25 protein-coding genes are annotated in these 22,778 nt (G+C 57.8%); 7 read left to right on the forward strand and 18 right to left on the reverse strand.

The window, feature by feature from the left end; all coding sequences use genetic code 11:
* Positions 1-58 precede the first annotated feature (58 nt).
* On the forward strand, positions 59-3,790 hold the full coding sequence (locus tag AB4P94_RS21525) for a hypothetical protein (protein WP_395607344.1): 3,732 nt from the start codon (positions 59-61) through the stop codon (positions 3,788-3,790).
* On the opposite strand, the gene AB4P94_RS21530 is transcribed toward AB4P94_RS21525, so the two are convergent.
* A complete protein-coding gene (locus tag AB4P94_RS21530; protein ID WP_395607345.1) occupies positions 3,787-4,860 on the reverse strand; it encodes an NAD(P)H-dependent flavin oxidoreductase in 1,074 nt (357 codons plus the stop codon). The two genes, AB4P94_RS21525 and AB4P94_RS21530, sit on opposite strands and share 4 nt — an antisense overlap.
* 109 nt (positions 4,861-4,969) lie before the next feature.
* A complete protein-coding gene (locus AB4P94_RS21535) occupies positions 4,970-5,848 on the reverse strand; it encodes an alpha/beta fold hydrolase (protein ID WP_395607346.1) in 879 nt (292 codons plus the stop codon).
* 174 nt (positions 5,849-6,022) lie between these two features.
* Here AB4P94_RS21535 and AB4P94_RS21540 point away from each other — a divergent pair, with 174 nt between their 5' ends.
* Both AB4P94_RS21540 and AB4P94_RS21545 read left to right on the forward strand, forming a co-directional pair.
* Positions 6,023-6,616 carry a CGNR zinc finger domain-containing protein gene (locus tag AB4P94_RS21540; protein ID WP_395607347.1) on the forward strand — a complete coding sequence of 198 codons (594 nt, stop codon included), beginning with the start codon at positions 6,023-6,025 and terminating at the stop codon, positions 6,614-6,616.
* A 13-nt stretch (positions 6,617-6,629) separates the two neighbouring features.
* Positions 6,630-7,091 (forward strand): GyrI-like domain-containing protein, encoded by a 462-nt coding sequence (locus AB4P94_RS21545; RefSeq protein WP_395607348.1) that lies wholly within the window; start codon positions 6,630-6,632, stop codon positions 7,089-7,091.
* Here the strand turns inward: AB4P94_RS21545 and ada are convergent.
* From ada to AB4P94_RS21565, 4 genes are all read right to left on the reverse strand, one after another.
* Entirely contained in the window at positions 7,088-8,134 is a 1,047-nt protein-coding gene (gene ada, locus AB4P94_RS21550) for a bifunctional DNA-binding transcriptional regulator/O6-methylguanine-DNA methyltransferase Ada (RefSeq protein ID WP_395607349.1), read from the reverse strand. The genes AB4P94_RS21545 and ada overlap by 4 nt on opposite strands.
* Positions 8,135-8,209: 75 nt before the next feature.
* Complete coding sequence (gene alkB, locus AB4P94_RS21555; RefSeq protein ID WP_395607350.1) at positions 8,210-8,875, reverse strand: DNA oxidative demethylase AlkB; 666 nt, start codon at positions 8,873-8,875, stop codon at positions 8,210-8,212.
* A gap of 3 nt (positions 8,876-8,878) precedes the next feature.
* A complete protein-coding gene (locus AB4P94_RS21560; protein WP_167496692.1) occupies positions 8,879-9,046 on the reverse strand; it encodes a hypothetical protein in 168 nt (55 codons plus the stop codon).
* Between the two features lie 26 nt (positions 9,047-9,072).
* Complete coding sequence (locus AB4P94_RS21565; RefSeq protein ID WP_003230751.1) at positions 9,073-9,375, reverse strand: DUF1883 domain-containing protein; 303 nt, start codon at positions 9,373-9,375, stop codon at positions 9,073-9,075.
* A gap of 213 nt (positions 9,376-9,588) precedes the next feature.
* Here AB4P94_RS21565 and AB4P94_RS21570 point away from each other — a divergent pair, with 213 nt between their 5' ends.
* Positions 9,589-9,939 (forward strand): hypothetical protein, encoded by a 351-nt coding sequence (locus tag AB4P94_RS21570; RefSeq protein WP_395607351.1) that lies wholly within the window; start codon positions 9,589-9,591, stop codon positions 9,937-9,939.
* Positions 9,940-10,050: 111 nt separating this feature from the next.
* On the forward strand, positions 10,051-10,281 hold the full coding sequence (locus AB4P94_RS21575) for a hypothetical protein (RefSeq protein ID WP_078742598.1): 231 nt from the start codon (positions 10,051-10,053) through the stop codon (positions 10,279-10,281).
* Positions 10,282-10,290: 9 nt separating this feature from the next.
* Here the strand turns inward: AB4P94_RS21575 and AB4P94_RS21580 are convergent, their stop codons facing one another.
* The 11 genes from AB4P94_RS21580 to AB4P94_RS21630 form a co-directional block, all read right to left on the reverse strand.
* Positions 10,291-10,575, reverse strand: coding sequence for a hypothetical protein (locus tag AB4P94_RS21580; protein ID WP_395607352.1), 285 nt, complete (start codon positions 10,573-10,575; stop codon positions 10,291-10,293).
* Positions 10,576-10,711: 136 nt separating this feature from the next.
* Positions 10,712-11,677, reverse strand: coding sequence for a fimbrial protein (locus AB4P94_RS21585; RefSeq protein WP_395607353.1), 966 nt, complete (start codon positions 11,675-11,677; stop codon positions 10,712-10,714).
* 98 nt (positions 11,678-11,775) lie between these two features.
* Positions 11,776-12,324 (reverse strand): fimbrial protein, encoded by a 549-nt coding sequence (locus AB4P94_RS21590; RefSeq protein ID WP_395607354.1) that lies wholly within the window; start codon positions 12,322-12,324, stop codon positions 11,776-11,778.
* 11 nt (positions 12,325-12,335) lie between these two features.
* The gene (locus AB4P94_RS21595) at positions 12,336-12,815 is read right to left on the reverse strand and encodes a fimbrial protein (RefSeq protein WP_395607355.1); all 480 of its coding nucleotides are present in this window, start codon (positions 12,813-12,815) and stop codon (positions 12,336-12,338) included.
* 13 nt (positions 12,816-12,828) lie between these two features.
* Positions 12,829-13,323, reverse strand: a complete 495-nt coding sequence (locus AB4P94_RS21600) for a fimbrial protein (RefSeq protein WP_395607356.1) — start codon at positions 13,321-13,323, stop codon at positions 12,829-12,831.
* Positions 13,324-13,333: 10 nt separating this feature from the next.
* Entirely contained in the window at positions 13,334-13,909 is a 576-nt protein-coding gene (locus tag AB4P94_RS21605; RefSeq protein ID WP_395607357.1) for a fimbrial protein, read from the reverse strand.
* A gap of 21 nt (positions 13,910-13,930) precedes the next feature.
* On the reverse strand, positions 13,931-14,692 hold the full coding sequence (locus tag AB4P94_RS21610) for a fimbria/pilus periplasmic chaperone (protein ID WP_395607358.1): 762 nt from the start codon (positions 14,690-14,692) through the stop codon (positions 13,931-13,933).
* Positions 14,689-17,298 (reverse strand): outer membrane usher protein, encoded by a 2,610-nt coding sequence (locus AB4P94_RS21615; protein WP_395607359.1) that lies wholly within the window; start codon positions 17,296-17,298, stop codon positions 14,689-14,691. Before AB4P94_RS21615 ends, AB4P94_RS21610 begins: the two co-directional genes overlap by 4 nt.
* A gap of 19 nt (positions 17,299-17,317) precedes the next feature.
* A complete protein-coding gene (locus AB4P94_RS21620) occupies positions 17,318-17,872 on the reverse strand; it encodes a fimbrial protein (protein ID WP_395607360.1) in 555 nt (184 codons plus the stop codon).
* Between the two features lie 54 nt (positions 17,873-17,926).
* Positions 17,927-18,436 carry a fimbrial protein gene (locus tag AB4P94_RS21625; protein WP_395607361.1) on the reverse strand — a complete coding sequence of 170 codons (510 nt, stop codon included), beginning with the start codon at positions 18,434-18,436 and terminating at the stop codon, positions 17,927-17,929.
* Between the two features lie 536 nt (positions 18,437-18,972).
* A complete protein-coding gene (locus AB4P94_RS21630; protein ID WP_071484118.1) occupies positions 18,973-19,158 on the reverse strand; it encodes a hypothetical protein in 186 nt (61 codons plus the stop codon).
* Positions 19,159-19,466: 308 nt separating this feature from the next.
* On the opposite strand from AB4P94_RS21630, the gene galU reads away from it, so the two are divergent.
* Together galU and gorA are read left to right on the forward strand one after the other, a co-directional pair.
* Positions 19,467-20,306 (forward strand): UTP--glucose-1-phosphate uridylyltransferase GalU, encoded by an 840-nt coding sequence (galU, locus tag AB4P94_RS21635; protein ID WP_003173830.1) that lies wholly within the window; start codon positions 19,467-19,469, stop codon positions 20,304-20,306.
* A gap of 100 nt (positions 20,307-20,406) precedes the next feature.
* A complete protein-coding gene (gene gorA / locus AB4P94_RS21640; RefSeq protein WP_395607362.1) occupies positions 20,407-21,765 on the forward strand; it encodes a glutathione-disulfide reductase in 1,359 nt (452 codons plus the stop codon).
* Here the strand turns inward: gorA and AB4P94_RS21645 are convergent, their stop codons facing one another.
* Positions 21,766-22,773 carry a DNA-binding protein gene (locus AB4P94_RS21645; protein WP_395607363.1) on the reverse strand — a complete coding sequence of 336 codons (1,008 nt, stop codon included), beginning with the start codon at positions 22,771-22,773 and terminating at the stop codon, positions 21,766-21,768.
* Positions 22,774-22,778 lie beyond the last annotated feature (5 nt).

Genomic DNA, 22,778 nt, shown 5'->3' on the forward strand with positions numbered 1-22,778 from the left:
ATAGTGGCGTCGTCAGGGCGTGCAGTTGCACGCAGCCAATTGGAAAGGAAAGAGCGTCTTGGACAAGGAATACGCCTACATTGTTACCGGCGCGAAAGACTTCAGAAGCAGTGAAGCCTCCGTAACGGCGTGGCTGGAAAAGGAGTTGAGCGCATCCGACCTGGACGCCGATGCAAAAGCAATGATCACAGGCCAGTCGTTGGTGCTGGTGGAGTTCAGGGTGCTGGAAAACGAAGAGCCAGCATTGATTATTGAGCGTGAACTGATGCCTCTGTGGCAAATCCTCGACAACCGCTTCAGTTGGAAGGCTGATGCAGGAAAGGGTCAGTCGAGCAGCAAGTTAACGGTCACGGTTCTGCACCCGAAGTTTTACCAACACGCTGCCCGTCGCCTGCTACCCCACCGGTATTTTCTGAATAGCCTGCGGGCCGCTGGGCAGGTGCGCGATACACCCTGGGTGAAATGCAATCTGGAGTTGCCGCAAAGAAGTTTGCTCAAGACCGAAGTGGTGTTGTTTTCCGTGTGGGGCGCCAGTTTGCGCGTGCTTGCGGAAATCTGGCTGGACGTGCCGTTGATTGCATTGGGGCCCCGTGATTGGCCCAAAGCCATTGCCAACGCCTGGCCGGGTATGCGCATAGGTGTTCGCTCGGGGGATCGCATCCGTTATTCCGACAGCCCCGGCAAGAACGAGCTGTGGGTCAAGGGTTTCGATGAGTCGATTATTGATGCCGATTTCAGTATCTATCCACGCTGGAAACTCAGCACTCTGGAACCGCCGGACGAGGCGCTGGATGCCGATCAGGTGATTGAAGTCAGCCTGCGCAATATTCCCGGCAACGCGACTGACGAACACTATGTCCTGGAGATTCCGCACCTGCGGCGGGAAACCCCGGCCGATTGGCACTTTTATGTCGGCGTCTACATGAGCTACCGCAGCCCATTCATCCATTACGGTGAATTGATGGAGGACGGCACCATAGCGCCGCAGGCCGGTAAAACGAACCAATGGTTTGTTCGATGTGATGCTTCACAGCTACAGATTGAACTGCACGTCAGCGCGCGTGAACTCACGCGCTGGCGCAGCGCATTGAGGGTTGACGCGCCGGCGCAGAAAGCGCCCGTCGCGTGGCGCAAATGGAGCAACCTGATGAGTAGCGCCAGCAAACTCGAGCTCAACAAGACCTACATCCAATCACTTGTCGAGCGTTGCCTGGTCAAATCAGGTTTGCCTGAGGCAACCCGCAATGAATTCAAAAATGAGCGCAGCTTCCGGTTCAAATACCTGATCGGTTTGCCTGTCTATTCGCCGAACGTCACGGCTTACGTGCCGCCGCGCTACAAATATTTTTCTTTCGAGCAGGTGTTGTTGGGTGAGCCGCAGCGGCGTGCGTATTTTCAGGAGGTTGTCAGTGCGGTACACGTGCGCGGTGAGGCCTTGTCTTCTGTGCAGGTCGAAGCGTTGACGGGGTTGAGAGATACGTTGCTGGCAGACTTCGTTGCGGATATCGACGCGTTGTCCAACGCCCCGGATTACGCAAAGCTCTTCGCGGATACCTGCCAGGCGCTCGCCCGCGTCAGAGTGGGGCGTTATCTGGCGGAAGGTGATGGCACCGATAATGATTTGTGCAGCTGTGCTTTTCGTTACTTGCGTGGCGAGTTGAAACCTCGGTTGTTATTGTTCAATAACGAAGTGGTTCCGAATGTGATCGTGCTCAAATTCGATTCGCAGAAGGCTTTGTTGGTATCGCTGAACGCAGCCGAGTTGAAGTGGGTGGCTTGGCAGCCCAGCAGCGCCAAGGGGCAACCTTCGGATTTGCTGATGCGGTTTATTGTCGAGCACATGGCCAATCGCCAAGGGAGCATGCTCGAGCGCGCTGATTTTCTCCCGCAAAAGAAGCGTTACGCTTACCACTACCGGCGATTTCCACCTGAGCCTATTTCGTTCCGTGAAACACGGGATGTCAACGATGAGCTGCGTCATGCTGCGTTTATGGAAATAAGACAACAGGTCAATTATGCGGTGTTCTCCTCTGATGAAGAACGGCGTAGAGCGCAGTTGGGCATGTTCAAGAGCGCGACGCGTGCCGTCGCAGCGCTGGTCGTGGCTGCCGTGGGGCCTGTGAGTGCAGTGGGGGGCTTGCTGCTGTCAGGTGCGGCGCGCTTTTTGGCCAATATCGCCGATGTCGGCCTTAACTATGCCTTGGCGCAGGAGGCGGATCGGCCAGAGGACTTTGCCGCTTATGCCCATGAATGCAAACTGGGTGTGCTCTTTGCAATGGTTGATCTGGGGGCGGATATCAGCAACGCAAACGCCAAGCTGCGCGTACTCCTTAAGCAATCCACACTGGCCGGCAAGGCGATTGTGCCAGTCCTCACGGCTCCCAGGTCCTACGATGTGCCGATCAAGCTGGAGCGTGTCAGTGAGTCGGACGCCTTTCTACCGGTGTCTTTTTGGCTGGCTGACCTGCGCAGACGTTTGGAGCAGGCCTATAACGCTGACCGCAAACAGGCTGAATACGCAGGGTACCTGAGCGCTTCGGTCAGTTGCGGTTACGCTGAATCCAAAAGCTGCTCGGACTTTCTGCGCAGCAAGTATTGGGAAACCCAAGCCATTGGTGTATTGATTTTTGCCGAACCCAGTGACCCTTTTCCCCAGAGCCACTTTGCGTTATCGGTGAGGAATCAGAGCGATGCTGCGGTCGTTGATTTCACCCTGGGCCACCTGGATTCGACGATGGTTGGACGTGCGTTTTTAGGCTCGGTTGACGAGTGGGTATCCTGTTTACGCAGCTTGCCCGCGCTGGAAGGCAAACTGGTGATCTACAAATGTTACATAACCTTCAGCCAGGCGAGCGTTGAGGTCGATACGTTGTTCCCGCTGGGCGTCAGTTGGGGAAGCTTTTTCGGCCGGGACGGTTACAGCGTCATAGCGTTGCCATCGCGGATGATCAACAGCCTGCGAGATCAGATTCAGCGCGTATGGAGCGCGGTTTTTTTGCAAATGCAGCCTGTGTCGGTGCTTTCTTCAAACGAACCGGGTGGTTTTGACCAGGCCGACCTGCTGACCCAGGTCAGTAACCTCGCCGGGCTAGTTGATGTGACTGAGGGCTTGTTGCGGCAAACCATCGGCGTACCGGCGATTGGTGAGTTGCGAGCGACAATGCTGAGCTTTCTGCGGGCCTGGCAACAGGAGTCGCTGGAGGGGTATCAAGAGTTGATGGACGGGGTGCTGACTGAAGAGGCGGAGATGGTGGCGCACACCCTGGCTCATCTGGAAGCCTTGCAGGAGGGCGTCATTAGCCCGTTAGCCAGCACCAACAGCGCCCAGGAAGACTGCATTGACTGGGTTGCCAGGCGCGCGGGCATTGAGGACGACGCATGGCCTCCACTGATGAAGGCACAACTGCAACACTATCTGTCAGGTGATCAAGCCACTGCTGAGCTCTGTGACATGCAGGTGTTGACGCGCCTTTATGAAACCCTGGCCCGGCACCAGGAGCGCAAAGCGCGCCACAAAGTGGCTTCCAAATACGAGCGGCTGACCCCAAGCACAGCTCGCGCGCTCTTCAGAGTCGGCCTGAAGTTGATTCGCTCCATGGATACTGTGCGACAACCTGAGTGTTTTTTTTCGTTGATCATGGCGTGCCGTCCGTATGAAGACAGCAATGAACTGTTCGCCAGGATCGTATACAGCATCACTGCCTTGCGCCGCCAGCGTTTTGCGGTGCTGGCGCCGGTTCAGGAACATCGGCTCAGCGGCCTTGCACTCACTGAGCCTGCACTGGGTTAACCTCGCTGCCTGCCAAGTTGCTCAAGTGTTTTCGCTGCCAGCCAGGAGGTTAATTCGGCGCTGGTAAAATTGTGCCGCAAACCCACGGCCTGGCCCGACCACAGGTTGCTGAAACCGGCTTCATCCTTGGCTTTGAGTGGCATCAAGGCGCCGCCGGAGGTTGGAAATGCCGGCGCCGCAGGGTTAATCGCGCCCAATTCACGCATCACCCGGTTGACGATGCCCCGGGCCGGGCGGCCGGTGAACAGGTTGGTCAGCGCGGTTTCGCTGGCCTGGGCAGTGCGCAGCGCATGGTGATGGGAGGCGGTGACGTTGGCTTCTGGTGTAAGCAGGTAAGCCGTACCAATCTGCACGGCCGAAGCCCCCAAGGCAAAGGCCGCGACGATGCCACGTGCGTCGCCGATACCCCCGGCCGCAATCACCGGCACACTCACGGCGTCGACGATTTGCGGTACCAGCGCCATCAGGCCGATCTGGGTGTTGAGGTCGTCAGTCAAGAACAGGCCCCGGTGCCCGCCTGCTTCAATACCCATGGCGATAATCGCATCGCAGCCATGCTGTTCCAGCCAGACGGCTTCTTCCACCGTGGTTGCCGAGGACAGTACCTTGGCTCCAGTGGCCTTGACCCGCTCCAGCAGGGATTTCTCCGGCAGGCCAAAGTGAAAGCTCACCACCTCGGGGCGGAATTCTTCAATCACCTTGCACGCATCATCGTTAAACGGCGCGCGGTTGGACACGGGCGTGGGCGCGTCAAAGTCGGCGCCCAGTTCCCGGTAGTAAGGTTCGAGCAAATCCTTCCAGCGACGCTCACGCGCTTCATCAACCGCCGGCGGTTGATGACAGAAGAAATTGACGTTGAGCGGCTTCGCGCCCGCCTCGCGCAGGGTGGTCAGGGCTTCGCGCAATTGTTCAAGGGTCAGCGCGGCCGCTGGCAATGAGCCGAGTGCGCCGGCCTTGCTGGCGGCGATGACCATTGCGGTGGTCGTGCCCACCGCCATGGGGGCCTGGATGATGGGCAGGTCAATGCCCAACAGGTCGAGAATTCGGGTGTCTGGCCAGGTGCTGCTCATGGGATCCGTCTCCAGCGTTAGTAAGGCGTTTCGCTGTTTTAACAGGGCCCTTGGCACCCGGCCAGTCTGTTTTATTCACTGGACGAAGGTCGCGTTTCGTGCGCTGCCGTTAGTCGATTTTCGAACCGAGTACGGCATGAATCCGTTCGGCGATATGAGCGGCGTGGGTTTCCAGTGCAAAGTGGCCAGTGTCCAGCAGTTCGACGACAGCATTTGCATTGTCGCCTTTATAGGCATGGGCGCCCGGTGGAATGAAGAAGGGATCGTTCTGACCCCAGATCACCAGCGTTGGCACTTGTGTGGTGTTGAAAAACGCCTGGAATGCCGGGTAGAGCGTGAGGTTGTTGCGGTAATCGAGGAACAGGTCCAGCTGAATTTCGTCATTGCCAGGGCGTTGCATCAGCAGTACATCGAGCATGTACGACTCGGGTGCGACCAACTCTGGCTGGTTTACACCGTGCAGGTATTGATAGCGCGTTCCTTCAAGGCTGATCACTGCGTTGCGGATGACCTCGCGATTGGCCTGGCTCGGTTCGGCCCAATAAGCCCGGATCGGCGCCCACGCATCGCCAAGCCCCTCCAGATAAGCATTGCCGTTTTGCGAGACCAGCGCGCTGACCCGCTCTGGATGAGCCACGGCCAGACGCAAGCCGACCGGCGCGCCGTAATCGAAGACGTACAAGGCATAGCGTGTGAGCTTCAACGCATCGACGAAGTGGCCGACGGTGATGGCCAGGTTGTCGAAACTGTAGTGGTAACCGCGTTCTGCAGGCACTTCGGTGAAGCCAAAACCCGGCAAGTCCGGGGCGATGACGCGAAAGCGCGTAGCGAGCAGCGGGATCAGGTCGCGGTACATGTGCGAGGAGCTGGGGAAGCCGTGCAGCAGCAATATGACAGGGGCGGCAGGGTCGCCGGCCTCGCGATAAAACAGGTTTACGCCATCGACATCGACGTGGTGGTAGCGAACAACCGGGGTTAGGAGAGACATGATTTGCGCACCTTTAGTAACTTGATAAGTGGGTATTACGGGTTACTGGTTTTAAAAGCTGCGCTGAATTATGTAACCTGTCAAATCAATTTATCAGGTTATAAAAAGTTGTCACGTAACTGGTCACATCCAGCAATAGCGGTTACCATTCGCTAGCGCTCAAGAGGACCCGCCATGACCACTACACTCTCCACAACCACGCCGCTGGACCCGTATGTCCTGGCCGATGATCCTGTACTGGACATGCTCAACACCCTGGCAAATATCGACGGTGTGCCGTGGGACTTCTGGAAGGTCGACGCGGATGTTGAGCGCTGGCTGGTGCGCCTGGAGTGGGTGAAGGAGGGCGACATTCCTCCATTCGAGGAGGGCGATTTGCTCAGCGCTGCGCGGACGTTACGTGAGGTGGTCCGTGAACTGGTGGCAGCACGCAAGGCCGGCCAGCCGGGTAACCCCGCAGCCCTGAACAGTTTTTTACGCAAGGCCGTCAGCCATCCGCAATTGGTGTGGCCGGCAGCCGGCGCGCCTCAGCTTGAGCGCCAGCGCAAGCAGCAGACGGCTGAACAATTTTTGTCGCCGATTGCCGAGGCAGCCGCTAATTTATTGGTGGCCGGGGATTTCAATTTGATTCGCCGCTGCGAACACCCGGAATGCATCCTGTGGTTTTATGACCGGACCAAGGCTCACAAGCGCCGCTGGTGCAGCATGGCGCTGTGTGGCAACCGGCATAAGGTCGCCGAATTTCGAAAACGCAAGCTGATGCTTTAAAAGGAGAGACGCTTTGCCAACCATCAAGGAACAGAAAGTCGCGGCGATCCGGGTGTCCGGGTTAAAAGTGCGCACGCGCAATGCCGACGAAATGCAGGTGTCGAGCGCGAAAATCGGCCCGATGTGGCAGCGTTTTTTTGGTGAAGGGGTTTACGAGAAGATCCCCGGCAAGCAGCCCGAGTCGCCGGTCTACGGGGTTTACAGCGGCTACGAATCCGATGCGCACGGCCTGTTCGATGTGACCGCCGGCGTATCGACCCACGCCCCGGCGCAAGGTTTTGAGAGCCTGGTGATCGAGCCGGGACGTTACCTGGTATTTGAAGCCCAAGGGCCGATGCCCGACGCCATCATCCAGGCCTGGCAGCGGGTCTGGGCGTATTTCGAACAGCCGGATGTTGAGGCGCGTGCGTTTGTCACCGACTTTGAGCTGTACCAGGCGGACAACCAGGCACAGGTTTACATCGGTATCCGTTAGGGCGTTGTTTCCCGCTCCAGCAGTTGCCGCTTGCGCTCCACGCCCCAGCGGTAGCCCGACAGCTCGCCGTCGCTGCGCACCACGCGATGGCAGGGAATCGCTACCGCCAGGCTGTTGGCGCCACAGGCCTGGGCCACCGCTCGAAAGGATGTGGGCGCGCCGATGCGTTGGGCAATTTGCGCGTAACTGGCGGTGCTGCCCACGGGGATTTCACGCAGCGCCTGCCACACCCGTTCCTGAAACGCCGTACCGCGCAGGTCCAGCGGCAGGTCCAGGCCCAGGGCTGGCGCTTCGATAAAGCCCACGACCTGGGCGATCAACTGTTCGAAATCCCGATCCGCCCCCACCAGTTCGGCTTTGGGAAATTGGTCCTGCAGGTCGCGCAACAAGGCGTCCGGGTTATCCCCGAGCAGAATCGCACACACACCTTTTTGGCTCTGCGCCACCAGAATCGCGCCCAATGAGCATTGCCCCACCGCAAAGCGAATCTCGTTATTGACACCGCCGGCCTTGTAATCGCGGGGCTTCATGCCGAGCAGTTGGCCGGCGGACTCGTAGAAGCGGCTGTTGGAGTTGAAGCCCGCGTCATACAGCGCATCCGTCACCGAATGCGCGCCTTTGAGGTTATCGCGCACCTTGCGTGAACGCAGGGCGCTGGCGTAGCCCTTGGGCGTCAGGCCGGTCACCGATTTAAATATGCGATGAAAATGGAAGGGGCTCAGCCCGGCTGTACGAGCGAGTTCTTCGAGAGGGGGAGGTGTTTCGGCGTGTTCTATTTGCCGACAAGCGTTGGCCACGATTTGCGCACGGTGTGCTGCCAATTGAGTCTGATCGCCCGCAGCGCGTTTACTGGGGCGATAACCCGCCGCTTCGGCCTGCGCAGGGCTGTCGAAAAACTCGATATTTTCCGGGCGTGGCAAGCGCGAGGCACTGCTGGGGCGGCAATAAACCCCAGTGGTTTTCACGCCATAAACAAATAACGCATCCGCTTTCACGTCACGGGCGACAATGGCGGCCCAGCGTGGATCTGTATCGTTGCACATGGCCTGCACTCTGTTGGATTCACCGGCAGATTATCTGCGCTGAGGGTTTGCGGCACTCTGAAGCTTGCGGTCAAATTAACCGGCAGTGCGAAACGTCAGGTTGATGCGTTGCGGCCCCATGACCGAGTGCACGCCTTCTTTGATCGGCATGACCCCATGAAAGCGCAGGCGATCGACGCCGCCCCAGACCACGACGTCGCCGTGAAACAGTGAAATCTTTTCGGTTTTGTCACTGCGTGCATGGCCGCCGAACAGAAAAATCGCCGGCAGGCCCAACGAGAGCGAGACCACCGGAGCACTGTAGATCCGTTCGTTTTTGTCTTGATGCAGCGACATCTTCGCGCCGGGCACATAACGATTGATGAGGCAGGCGTCGGGAGAAAAACCCGGGAAGCCGGCTTCCATTGCCGCCAGTGCCGCGAATTGGCGCAAGGTATCGGGCATTGCCGGCCAAGGCTGCTGGCTTCGTGGATCAAGAGGGGTGTAACGGTAACCGGCGCTGTCAGTCGTCCAGCCCAGCGCACCGCAACTGCTCAGGGCCGCCGACATCGTGAAGCCGCCGGGCGTGACCATCTGCCGAAAGGGTGATTGGGCCAGCACCCGCCGTAGTTCAGGCAGAATGCGCTCGATCCAGGGGAGGGCGTAGCCGCGAAGTACGCAGGCCTCTTCGCCAATGTGTTCGCGCCCTGCAGGTTGCTGCAAGGCAGCCTCGGCGAACAAATCGGCAGTCGGGCCGTGCATGGCTTACAGCGCCTTGCTCACATTGATATCGGTAATTTCGTCGCTGGCATCGTGAATTTTCGCCAGGGCTTGTTTGGCTTCTTCCACGCTGTTGCTCTGCAACTGGGCGAACTCAAAGCGGCGTTCGCCGTTGAGCTTGTACTTGATGACGTATTTGGTGGTAGTGGTCACAGCTTTTTTCCTGTCGGGTGTGCAGATCAGCTCAGTTTGGAGCTGGTGCGACGAACGATGCGGATTTTGTGGGACAGCGCCGGCTTGCGGGTAACGCTGATGGCGCGGCGCGTGACGACGTCGAGGGTAATGTTCCAGAAACCGGTACTGGGTGCGGTAATCTTGGCCGGGAACTGATCGAAAGCGCCGCCGTGGTAGGTGTGGCGCCCACCGTTCTTGAAGCTTCGAAAGTTGGCGTCGCTCATCAGGCGAATGTTGCAGGTCTGCGAGCATTCGATGACAACGATGTCGCCCTCGTTGAGGTGCTCGCGTTGGTGGATGAATTTCATGGGAGGTCTCCAGAAGGGCTTTTTTCTGAAAAATCAGAACAATACGTAGGATAAGATGGAGTTTATCAGCCCCAGCGCGTTTATTATCGCGCCGCCGTCGATGACATCGACAATTTAAAACAGTTATTTTCCAAGTTTTCAGAGATAAATCCTACAGAGGCGGGAGAAAAGTACTCTCTACGCTGTCGTAGGATCTTTATCGGAGGTTTAAGTATGAAGTGGAGTGTGTTGGTTCTGGCCCTGGCGATAGGTGGATGTGCTTCGGTTGCAGATATCAAGCAGACCCCGCCCACCTTGGTGGTCATCTCTGGGAAAAAACCACAGGAATACGCCGCCTGTGTGGTGCGCAAGCTCGCTGACACCCGCCGCCCGCCGCAGATTGAACCGCACAAGGATGGTATTCAGGTGATCGTGCCGCAGAAATTCTCGGCCGACCCTTCAGCGATTTTTGAAATCGAGGAACGCTCCAGCGGCAGTAGCATCAAGCTTTATGAAAGCATGTCCAATGTGCCGATCCGCCCAGGCGACATCAAGAAAGCCGGCGAGGATTGCATTTCCGGTTGAGCCCTCAGGCTTATCCCATGCACCTGAATCCGATAAAAAAGCCTGGTCCTGCGTTTGCAGCGCCAGGCTTTTTTTGCCTGCGCGGCATTTGTCTTTATCTGGAATGCGCTGATGAAACGTGAAGTTGTTAAAGCCCGCCATGCCGAAGGGCAGATCTCGGCCACCCATGTCATCCAGAACCCGGCTGACCTGGGCGAGTGGATCGTATTTTTCAAGAAGAGTGGAGGGCGCAGTTACTTTCTGGTGGATGAGCAGGATGAGGTCGAGTCTTTCCCGCGCCTGGACGACTTGATCGAAATCCTGCGCGGACTCGGCATCAAGTTCGCCGAAATCCACCTCTAGCCTGGCGGCCTACTTGCAAACCACCACGACGCTGCGGCTTTTGTAATTACCCACGTCTTTGCCCAGGGTTTTGTCATCTTCTTTCAAGGACGGCGTGCCCTCGGTGCCGACGATGCGGTAACCGGTGCCTGCGCAGGACGCGTCGGCTTTTTCATAGCAACTGGCCCATGAATTGGCTTCGCCCGAGCAATCGATGGTCAGGCCTTGCTCGCCATTTTTAAGGTAGGTGTCGGACGTGGTGGTACAGCCGGTCATCAGTACCAGTGCTGCGGTCAGTGCCAGAATCTTGTTCATGGTGAGGTCGTCGTCGAGGGTGTTGGAGGGGCGCTGACACTGTCGTGGGGCGGTTGCGCAAGATTATAGCCATCTGCCAGCGGCACAGTCTCGGAGAATAAACGCCTCGACTGCACCGCTTTATCCGGAACCTGGTTTACGGCACGCCCATGACCAGAACACCACTCCCGCTGACCGCCCCGGCGGCAGGCAGTGAGCCATTTCGCCGCACCAGAGAAAACGTCACGTCGTCCCCGCCGGTGCTGTTGGTGATTTGGGTCACGAATCTGCCGTTGACTGGAACCGCAGCCCCCGCACGGATCATCGCCGTGCCGACGTCCGCATTGGTCATGCTCAACAGACGCGAGTCAAATGAGGACGGTGTGCCTTTATAGGTGATGGTGATGGGGCTGGTTATTCCGCCGTCCGGGCACGAGTAAGTGAGCCTGCGGTTACTGCGAATCGGGCTGGTCAGCGGGTCAGTGCCTATCTGGCGTTGATGGACGTTGTTGAAGTCAACCACAATTGGGCTGTTGTTATTGATCGTGCAGGTCGATGGGGAAACGGTGAAGTTATTGTTTGCGGTATAGGTCACAGTAAGTTGCGCCGAACCACTGCCTGTGTTGTTTGTCTGGACCATACGCAATACTCCGAGGTTATCGCCTATCCGTATATCGATAGGACTACCCGGCGTGTTACGCATTAAAATATAAGGTGTTATATCGATCGGATAAGTCACCGCGTTGTCAGGCATGGTGGCTGCCCGGATTCCGATCGGAACTGGGGTGTTGCGGAACGTCCCGTTTATGCGCAAGCCGGTACCCTCTTGAGTGAATTTGGGCCCTGGCGTCCAGGGTGAACCGTTGCCCGTTGCCCAATAGTCCTCTGCCCAGGAGGGTGTTTGAGGGCCAATGGTATACCGGCATTCCAGCCTCGCCCCTTCGAGCAGGATTCGGTTTTGCGCCGTGTCCAGTCGCACGTTTACAGGCACCTGCAAATTGATTACTCCACCACCACCTACCGTTATCCATCCCCCGCCATTAACACGGCAATCAACTGCTTTTGCTGTTGTGGATATACTTGTCAGAACGAGAAGCGCAATCGCGCCATAGAGTTGTTTCATTTTGATCTCTCGTTACACCTCACCCAAGCGTTGCTCTAAAATATTCAGGAAATACTTTAAAGCCGCCCAGGCAGAGGCATGAAGTTTGTCTGGGACTGTTACGGGTAGTCCAGAGTAAAAGTGGAGGTCACCGTGTACCTGCCGTGCCCGATGGTTTGATCCCTGATCGCATCCGGCTCACCCTGCACGTAGGCCTTGAGCTCAATCACGTTGCTGCCGGTGCTCAACACCTGCTTGTCGCTGACGGTATTGACGGGTAACGGTTTGTTGTTCGGGGTTTCTATGCCGAGCCCGACACCTGTGGCGCCACTGCCACCATCCAGCGCGAACAAGCCAGGCAACTTTGTGTTTTCCGTGCCGCCGAGCATGATGGTGACCGAGTCTCCAATCGTGGTGTCACAGTTCTCCAGATGCACCTTGAACCCCTTACCCTGTGTGCGCGTATTGATGTAGAGGTGCTTGCTGGTCACGTCCCAGAGTTCCAGCGTGATCGCATCGTCACCGGGGCGAATCGTGCACGCCTCTTCAACCAGGTTGCCCTTGAAACTCAAGTTGTCTGCTGCATTGCCCTTGGGTGCCAACCCGACAGTCAGCAGTAACACCAGCCAGGCACATGCCCATCTTTTGTGATCCATTTCATGTCGCATAGACGTGGCTCCTACAGGTATTCAGCCAACAGCGTGGCCACCGCTGCAAACCGTGCGGGGGCCAGCGTTGCACCGGCTTGTTTGACGGGTACCACTTCCAGCGTCGGTGGTGACGACAAGACGATGTCCATTGGCGTATTGAGCGGGAACGGCACGTTATTCTGAAAAATCCGGATACCCAGCGCTGCCACGTTGGTCTGCACCGCTGCGCCATCAAACGCCGTGGGCGTCCCGTTGATGCTCAGCTTCAGCTCCCAGGGGAGGGTGGCCGCGCCACAGTTGATCGTGTAAGGCACCGCCTTGCGGTACTTCACGCCGTCCACGCGCTTTACGCCCACATCGCCAAAATCGACCTCAATCACGTTGCCTGCATCAATGGTGCAAGGCGGAGGTTCGTTCAGCGTTCCGCTGAACGTCAGGTTGGCCGACGCACCACTGCACAGGCCGATGGAACACAAGGCGAGCAATGCTCGCCGCTGCCAGCATCTCATTGGTCATTCCTCTTCATTGATAATCGACCACCAGCGTGGCGGTCGCATCAAATGCCCCTCCCGTCAGCGTGCTGCCCGCCCGTTTGACGGGCACCGCCTGTACGACCGGGAAGTTGGGATAGGTAAAATTCACCGCCCGGTTCAACGGCCAGTCAGCGCCATTGACGAACAGTTTTACGCCGAGGTCGGCCTTGCGCGTCATCAGCACCGTGCCGTCAAACGCAGCGCCTGTGCCCTTGAGCTCCAGCGTCAGTGCATTGCTGAAGGGGGAATCACAGGTGACGGTATAAGGCACACCGCGCCGGTAATTGACCCCATCTACCCGCGATGTCAGCAGATCATTGCCAAAAGGCACGTCCAGCGTACTGCCGCCGTTGATGACGCAGGGCGGAGGCGCAATGATGACCGCGCGAATGGTCAGGCTGGTCTCAGCCAGTACACCTTGGCTTGCGGCCCACAACAGGCCGCCTCCTATAAGAACGGCCCGCGGGCCGGTTGACTTCACCATCGTTGTGCCCTTACTCATAATTGAGCCTGAAATCCACCACGGCCCGAAATGCCCCGCTGGTCAATTGAGCGGAAGTGCGTGTGGGCTGGACCTTCCAGGTCTGGGTATTACTGCCCAGGGGAAGAAACAGGGGTTCACCCCTTGAGCCCAGCTGTACATCTCGCCCCAAGGCATCGGTAAGGTGCAGGCCCATACCGGTGATGCCCTGCACCTTGACCAGCCGTGTGTCATCGGCATCGGCGGGCGCGTAAAACGCCACTGAGACCACGGGTTGAAAGGCGCTCCACACCAGGTTCCCGGTACGTTCACTGCGGATGCCGCCTGCCTTGCGCTGGCAATCGGCAAAGCGCAGTTGAAAGGCCACCGGGCTGGCCTGATCACCAGGGCGTCGCAGTTGGCTGGTCGAAACGGCGCCGAGATCGATGGTTTGATGCAGCGATGTCATTTCCAGGCTGCACGGGGTTTCATGCATGGACCCGCTGATGTTCAGCATCCCGCTCATGCCCTCGACATCCTCTTCAGCGTGCGCAGCCCCCATCGTGGCCAGTAGCAGTGCGCCCAAAACCTTCAAATTGTGCGACTTCATGTCTTTCTCCAGCAGCAGGCACTACTTGTTGGGCGTCGAGGCTTGCGCGTTGACTTTGCAGGTGTCGCCACTGCAGGTGAAAGCCATCAGCGGGCGTCCGCCGTAATCGTTGACGTAAGCCAAGTGTGGGGTTGCGCCGAGTTCTTTCACCGTGAGCCCCAGGGGCAGCGAGCCTTTCGGTGGAACCATCAAGGGTTCAAAGCCGGGCACGGTTTTTCCGTCCTTGCTACTGCGCGCATCCACGAGGGTGACGTAGTAGGGCGTGGGGTTGTTCACCTGATAACGTTCGCCTTCGCGAACGAGCGTCAGCTTTTCCTGCCACGGGTTGGACAGGTCTTGCTGACTTGGCGCAATGGCTTGCGGCCGGTAGAACAATTTGATGCGCGTCTGCAGGGCAATTTGCAGGGTGTTGGGCTTGTCACTGCGCGGCGGAATTTCGCGCAAATTGAAGTAATAAACCGTCTCCCGATCCTGCGGTAACGACTTGGCGGCCGGTAACGCCTGCACTTTCAGCTGGCTTTGTTTGCCAGGTTCCAGGCGTTGTACCGGTGGTAGCACGATCAATGGCGAGGTGATTTTTTTGCCTGCTTCGTCCTCGATCCAGCCCTGAGCCAAATAGGGCAATTGGGTGTTGTTGTTGGTGATGTTCACGCTGGTAGCCTCTTTGCCACCATCAAAAATCACGCGAGTGCGGTCCAGGCCCACGGCGGCGTTGGCGTTCTGGCTCAAGCCCAGAACCAGCAAGGTGAGGGCCGTGAGGGTGAAACGTGTGTTCGGCATCATGAGGATGTTTTCTCCGTATCGGTACGCTTGCCGGTCAATGTGGCGGGCTCGGTCAAGGGTTGTTCAGTGGCTACCAGTTGGCAGCCCAGTTGCAGGGCGTCAGTCAAACCATCAGCCGGCAACACGTCGGGCAGAGTCAGGATGCAGCGTTCGGTGCCGCCCCAACTGACGACCATTCGTTCGCCGGCCTGAATGCCGCTCAGGTAGACGTTGCCGCCATCGTTCACAATGCCGGTGTCCTGCTGTTTCACGTTTTTCACCGTTGCGCCGAAAGGTGGTGAACTGCCATCGGGCAGGCGCAGAACGGCCATGGCTTTCTCGCCGGCAATCACCGCCAGCGACCGATAACCGATAGCGCCTTCGGTGAGCGTCAGTTGCGTAACGGATGAGGTGGCTTCGATATTGCTCGGCAACTTCTCCAGGTCGACACTGGCGGCCGTACGCAGGTAGCTGCCGACGTCGGCAATCACCGCTTTGCCGAACGCATTGCTGCGGGTTGGTGCGCCGTAACCGCGCACCGGCACATCCGGTACACCGCCGGTGTCGACCATCAGGCGGGTTCCGCCGGTACTGTTGGTACGATGCAGGGCCGCGCCATGAGGCGTGAGCGTGCCGCCGCCACGAGCCGATACGCTGAGCGTGGAATAACCGCCTTCCTGCTTGCTGGCGGCAAGGTCGATGTCAGCCTGGTCGCCGACATGGTTCAGGTAACCACTGGCGGCCTTGTCGCTGGCGCTGATCTGGTAACTGTTGCGCTCATCCAGGCGGTCGCTGTAACGCGTGCCGAAACCGTTCTTGCCTGAGGTTCGGTTGGCGTCCATCGACAGTGTGCCGGTGGGCCCAAACGGCAGGCTGACCGTCAGCGAGAGACCGTTATCGCGGTAGTTGTACTCCTGAGTGCGGTGCAGGTTCAGGGACAGGTTCATGTTTTTGACGCTGCCCATATTGAAGTAGCGTGACGCCGACAGGTTCCAGCGCTGAGTGGCGGGGCGCCCCCAATAGGTTTGTTTGTTGTAGCTGGCGTACACCGTGGCCCCCAGATCACGGAACTGCTTGTTCACAGTCGCGGTATAGAGCGCCTTGCTGTCGCCGATCGGTCGCCAATCCCTTGGAAGCTCACCGTTGGGGTCACGCCCGGCGAGTTCGCCGTTCATGCCGTAATGACGAGCATCCAGGTATTCACTCATGCTCAGGTAGTTCTTCTCGGAAAACCGGTAGCCGGCGAAAGTGACTTGGCTGTCGTACTCTTCGAAGTGCTTGGAATATTGAAGGCGGTACGATTTGCCCGAGAGCGTTTCGCCCCACAGCTCGGCACGGGATTGAGTAACATCCACCGAGAGCGCACCGAATGCCAGCAGGTCGCGGCCCACACCGGCCGACAGGGCGCCGTAGTTGTTGTCCGTGATGCCGCCGCCATACAGCGACCAGCCGTTGCTGACCCCCCACGAAAACTCCCCGGTTCCGAAAAAGTCTCCGTCGGCGCCGTATTGAAGATTGGACGGTCGCCCTGCGGACACCTTGTACCGAACGTGCCCGGGGCGCGTGAGGTAGGGCACGCCAGCGGTATCGAACTGGAAGGTGTGCACCGAGCCATCCTGTTCTTCCACCCGCACATCCAGCCGCCCGGTCACCGCATCGTTCAGGTCTTGAATGCGAAAAGGGCCTGCCGCAACCAGCGTTTCATAGAGCACGCGCCCTTGTTGGCTGACGATGACCTTGGCGTTGGTTTTGGCCACGCCAACCACTTCCGGGGCATAGCCGCGCAAGTTGGGTGGCAACTGGCTTTCGTCCGAGTTGAGCGCGGCACCGGTAAAACGGAAGCTGTCAAACAGGTCCGAGTACAGATAGTTTTCGCCCACGATCAGCCGTGCCTGCAGTTGCGGAATAGCGCGGTAGGCGTAATAGCGGCTCCACTCCAATTGCTGCCGGCGCCCGGACGAATCCGAGCGGTCCTGGTCAACACGGCCCTGCCAATCCGCCCTCAAGCGCCAGGCGCCGGCATTGGCCCCGACGGTGCCGTTGCCACTGAGGTTGTTGCGCGTGCGGTCATTTTTCTGGTGACTGGTTTGCGCCGTCATGTTGTAGTCAATCAGCAACCCTGGTACTCCGTCATCCCAGCGTGAGGGCGGGTCCCAATTGATGGCGCTGTATTCAAGGTAGGCTTGAGGCAAGTTAATGTTGAGGGTGGAAGTGGCCAGATCGCCACTGACTTCCATCCCTGGCAAACTTTGAGTCTCCAGACACTCGCCCTCTTTCCACCACACCAACTTGGCGGCACCGGACTTCTTTAAACCCAATTGCTCTACAAGGTTTCGGGATAAACAGGCCTGGCTGCCTTTGGGGTCACCGTCGGGCGGGTAAAACGCCACTGAGTGTTCTGAAATGGGCTGGTTATTAATCTGTATAACCATTGAATACGTGCCCGGCAGAATAAAGCCGCTGCGTGCAAACTGGGACAAATCAATATTAGAACGATCATTAAGATCAAGAACGTCGGTATTAAATTCGATATCTCCGGCAGCCAGCGCGGTGCCTGCCACAGACATTAAGCTGCCCACCAATAAACGAGGGCGCATTGTTTTTTTGATCTTCGACGCATTCAGCATGAAAGCAACCCATCAATGTTCAAAAGTATTCCAACTTGAACCGCACCGCAGCACTGTGAGCGCCTGGCAACATCTGCAGCCCGTTGCCGACCAGGCGAAGTGTGTAGTTCAGCGTCATGTCACCTTCATTCAACGGATGCGGAGTCATCCGCTCGCCCGGGACACTTTCCTCGCCCCTGGAGTCCCAAATATGCAAAGCCACCCCCTGGGACAGACCTGAAGCCGCAAAGGAACGGCCGTCCCTGTCGCGAGCGCCGTCAAACGTCACCCTCAGGTGTTCCCAGTCAGGCAACGTAGCGCCAGGGCGATTCGGGTCAGGGCGGGTCAATGAGCAATTGATCAACCGCAGTTGGAAGGGGTGGGGGGCGCCCAGCGCATTGCGCAAAAGCCGGCCGATGGGCTCGGCAGGCATCTCGATCGTTTGATCGACACTGGACAGTTCCAGCCCGCAGGCGGAATCAATGATTTGTCCGCCGAGTGTGACAACGCCATCGCCTTGATTTTGCGCAACCGCGCAGGGGCTGATGAGCGTCATCAGTGAAGTGGTAATAGCGAGGCTTATGAATGTTTTCACTGTGGTCTCCCGCCAGATTTCCCCCGCCACTTGAACAAGTGGCGGGGGAATCACTTACTGATAAGCCAGGGTGAAGTTGGTGACTGCAGTGAAATCACCCGGAACGACAGCACCGGTCGCAGCACCTTGCACGTAGGCACCGAACTCCAGAGTGTTATCACCGGCGACAATGGCTTGTGGGGTGGTCGGCACGCCGAGTTCAATCGGGCTGCCGCCATGGGTCATCATCACGCCGATGTTGCCCGCGCCCCCGACGGTGCCGATCGCACCCGGTACCACGGTCGACGGTGCAGCGGTGAAGGTGGTGGTGACGGTGTTGTCGGTAAGGCCAGTCAGATCACAGCCCTCAAGTTCGATTCGTACAGGCCGTGGGTTGGATTTGCCGCCATTTTGCAATTGGTGCTTTGCAATGGCCCCCAGGTGAACTGACTGATCCACGGATTCAGGCTTGATGGAACAAGCGCCCGAGTGAACCGACCCCAAAAACGTAACCGTTCCATCCGCTGCCTGGGCAGTGGAGATCGAACCCACGAGCAGACTGATAGCCAACAGCGCAGTTTTCATTTCAGTTTTCATTTGCAAAGACCCATCTATTAGTAAAAGTCATGAATAAATCCCGTCACAGTTGCGTGCAGGATTTTCCAGGCGTGCAAGAATGGCCAACGCCATTGCGAACCTGTTGTTATCGCTTCGAGTTTTCCAAAGTTGCAGTGTGACGCAGTTGGTTTTTCCAACTATTTGCATTGCAAAATCCGGTTTGTTCGAAGCCCGGCAATTGTCCGGTCTGTGCGAGAAAAAGTAAGTCGCCGGATTCGTTTAGTTGCGTAGTTTGGGTGTGTCGGAATGTGTAAGAGAGTTATGGCTATTTGCAAAAAATAGAAATGCGACTGTAGGAAGTTAACTACATGACGCTTAGTGAGAATGTTTTATACTTGGCGATATCTGTAAGACTAGGATTACAGCGCCACAAAAACAATGGTGGCTATTGTGGTTTCGACCAACTAACGCAAGGCGCAGGGCAATAAGTGTCCCGACTGAAAATATCAACGCGCACAAAAAAGCCCCGGTCAACGGGGCTTTTTTGGGGAGCAGTGCGCGGCTTACTTGCCTTTGGGTCGTTTGCTCGACGCGTGGCCTGCTTCATCCACAAACACTTCAGCCACTGCAATGGCTTCGCGTTCGGTTGCGAATGCGCCGGCAACGCTGTCGCCGTGGAAGTTGATCAAGTGCCAGCCGTCCGCTCGCTGTGTGATCAGGTAGCCGTTTACGCCTTTTGGTTCCGACATCTATCAATCTCGTGGTGTGGTTCAAGCGGGCCATGATAGCGCCAAATACCCTGCAGGCGGGCAAGTTGTTACAGGTCAGTGCCCAGCAGGAAAAACCGTGCTAAAACGGTAGAAGCCCTTTGAAACGGGGCGGGGCAGGGTGTGGGTTGTGGTGCCGCTGGTAAGGCCGTGTGCAGGATCAGCGGAACTTACGCCGACATTTTTTCTCTATGTTGACATCGCAACGCCAGCAGGACCCATTGTAAGGTGACTGCGGCCTGATTAGACTGCGCCGAATTCCGTACGCACAGCCCTTTGTAAGGACTCATATGATCAAGAAATGCTTGTTCCCAGCAGCCGGTTACGGCACTCGCTTCTTGCCAGCGACCAAAGCCATGCCCAAAGAGATGCTGCCGGTGGTGAACAAGCCACTGATTCAGTACGGCGTCGAAGAGGCACTGGATGCCGGCCTGAACGAAATCTCCATTGTGACCGGCCGTGGTAAGCGCGCGCTAGAAGATCACTTCGATATCAGCTACGAGCTGGAAAACCAGATCAAGGGCACCGACAAGGAAAAGTACCTGGTTGGTATCCGTAAATTGCTCGACGAGTGCTCGTTCTCCTACACCCGTCAGACCCAGATGAAAGGCCTCGGCCACGCAATCCTGACCGGCCGCCCGCTGATCGGTGACGAACCGTTCGCCGTGGTATTGGCGGACGACCTGTGCGTCAACCTGGAAGGCGACGGCGTACTGACCCAGATGGTCAAGCTGTACCAGAAGTACCGCTGCACCATCGTTGCGGTCATGGAAGTGAACCCGACTGAAACCAACAAGTACGGCGTGATTGCTGGCGACGACATTGGCGACGGTCTGATCCGCGTACGCGACATGGTTGAAAAACCGGCACCGGAAGACGCGCCTTCGAACCTGGCGATCATCGGCCGTTACATCCTGACCCCGGACATCTTCAAACTGATCGAAGAAACCGAGCCAGGCAAAGGCGGCGAAATTCAGATTACTGACGCCTTGTTGAAGCAAGCCAAAGACGGCTGCGTGATTGCCTACAAGTTCAAGGGCCAGCGTTTCGACTGCGGTGGCGCTGAAGGCTACATTGAGGCGACCAACTTCTGCTACGAGCACTTCTACAAAACCGGCAAGGCCTACTGATCCAAAGTAGCCCTGCTGTGAAAAAGCCACCTTCGGGTGGCTTTTTCGTTTTTCAGCCCCATGTAAGTCGGTATGCTGATGTTCTGCCGAGGAGAGTGAAATGGCCTACGATTTTGACCTGTATGTAATTGGCGCCGGTTCCGGCGGTGTTCGGGCGGCGCGCTTTGCCGCGGGCTTTGGTGCCAAAGTAGCAGTCGCGGAAAGCCGCTACCTGGGCGGCACCTGTGTAAACGTTGGCTGCGTGCCGAAAAAGCTGTTGGTGTATGGCGCGCATTTCGCTGAAGACTTCGAGCAAGCCAGCGGTTTTGGCTGGTCATTGGGCGAGGCGAGCTTTGACTGGGCGACGCTGATCGCCAACAAGGACCGCGAAATCAATCGCCTCAATGGCATCTACCGCAACCTGTTGGTCAACAGCGGCGTGACACTGCATGAGGGGCATGCACGTCTGGTGGGGCCCAATGAGGTGGAAATCAACGGCGAGCGCTTCACTGCCAAGCATATTCTGATCGCCACGGGCGGCTGGCCGCAAATTCCGGATATTCCGGGGCGTGAGCACGCGATTGGCTCCAATGAGGCGTTCTTCCTTAAGGAGTTGCCAAAACGTGTTCTGGTGGTGGGTGGTGGTTACATCGCTGTTGAGTTCGCCGGTATTTTCCACGGCCTGGGCGCGCAGACCTCACTGCTGTATCGCGGCGACCTGTTCCTGCGCGGTTTTGACGGATCGGTGCGCACCCATCTGAAAGAAGAGCTGACCAAGCGTGGCCTGGATCTGCAATTCAACGCCGACATCGAGCGCATCGACAAACAAGCCGATGGCAGCCTCAGGGCAACCTTGAAAGACGGCCGCGTGCTGGAAGCCGATTGCGTGTTCTATGCCACCGGCCGCCGCCCGATGCTGGATAACCTGGGGCTGGAAAACACCGGCGTCACACTGGACGAGCGCGGCTTTGTCAAAGTGGATGAGCAGTACCAGACTGCCGAATCCTCGATCCTGGCCATCGGCGACGTGATTGGCCGCGTGCAATTGACGCCGGTGGCCCTGGCCGAAGGCATGGCGGTTGCGCGTCGCCTGTTCAAGCCCGAGCAGTATCGTCCGGTCGATTACGCGATGATCCCGACGGCGGTGTTCAGCCTGCCGAACATCGGTACCGTGGGCCTGACGGAAGAAGAAGCGAAGAAGAGCGGGCACAAGGTGCAGATCTTCGAAAGCCGTTTCCGCCCGATGAAGCTGACCCTGACCGAGTGCCAGGAAAAAACCCTGATGAAGCTGGTGGTCGATGCCGACACCGACAAAGTCCTGGGCTGCCACATGGTCGGCCCGGACGCCGGCGAGATCGTGCAAGGTCTTGCAATCGCGCTCAAAGCGGGCGCAACCAAGCAACACTTCGACGAAACCATCGGCGTGCACCCTACGGCGGCGGAAGAATTCGTCACCATGCGCACGCCAAAGGCCGATTGATCAGGTTGCAGGCGTTGCCTCTGGCGCCGCTGCAATGGCGGCTGCCAGGCGCAATGCCTCGATACTGGAATGGGCCTTGATCAGGTCCAATTCCTGCGCCTTGTTGGCCTGCTGCTGAAGCTCCAGCGTTTCCAGGCGTGACTGGCTTTCCACTGTCGCAACGCGCAAGCGTTCCTGGAGCAGGGTGCGTTCGTTTTCAATTTGGCTGATGTGCTCGCTCAGCGTTGACTGCTGAGCCTGGTCTTTGCGGGCTTGCTCCAGCGCAGCAGCCAGCTCTTTTGCCGTAACGCGGTGCTCAATCAACAGACGCTCGTTGTCTCGATGCAGCTGGGTGATCTCATCCTGACGCACGATCGCACTTTGTTGGGCTTGGCGGATCTCTGCCTGCACCTGTTGCAACTGGCTTTCGTGGCGTCGCTGCTCTTGTTCGCGCTGTTCCTTGACCGCATTTCGGTAATGCTCCAGGGCATCCCGAGCGTGCAAGTGCTTGTCTTCCAGCGAGCGAATCTGCTCGTCCTTGTCGTTGATCCTCAGTTCGTAATCATTGCAAGCCTGGCTGAGTCCCGCATTTCGGGTTTGCTCGGTTTGCAGGCTGGTGCGGGTGGTTTGCAGCGCGGCGCTTTCTTCCGACAGAGCGGCAGTCTGGATCTCAAATTGTTGCTTGAGTTGGCCGTGTGCCTCTTCAAGTGCTTCGACTTGGGCGAGCAGGGCGGCTTTGTGTTGCTCGAACTGCTGCAGCGCCAAGTCAATGGGCTCCTGAGCCTTCTCCTTCAGGCGCTGGGCGAGTCGTGCCACCAGTTCGCCGAGCTCGTCGTCAATCGGCGCTTCAGTGATGGTGAGGCGGGTTTCGCTCTCGTCCAGTTCTTTCAAATAGCGGTGAATCGTGGTTTTCGAACCCGTGTTGCCCATTTCGATGCGGACTGCATCGATGCTGGGGTTCTCGCCTCGGGCAAGGATCGCCAGGCGTGCCGTCTGAACTACTGCTTTATTTATGCCGCCGCGAGCCATGGGGT

This window comes from Pseudomonas sp. B22129, assembly GCF_044218875.1.
Lineage (GTDB): Bacteria > Pseudomonadota > Gammaproteobacteria > Pseudomonadales > Pseudomonadaceae > Aquipseudomonas.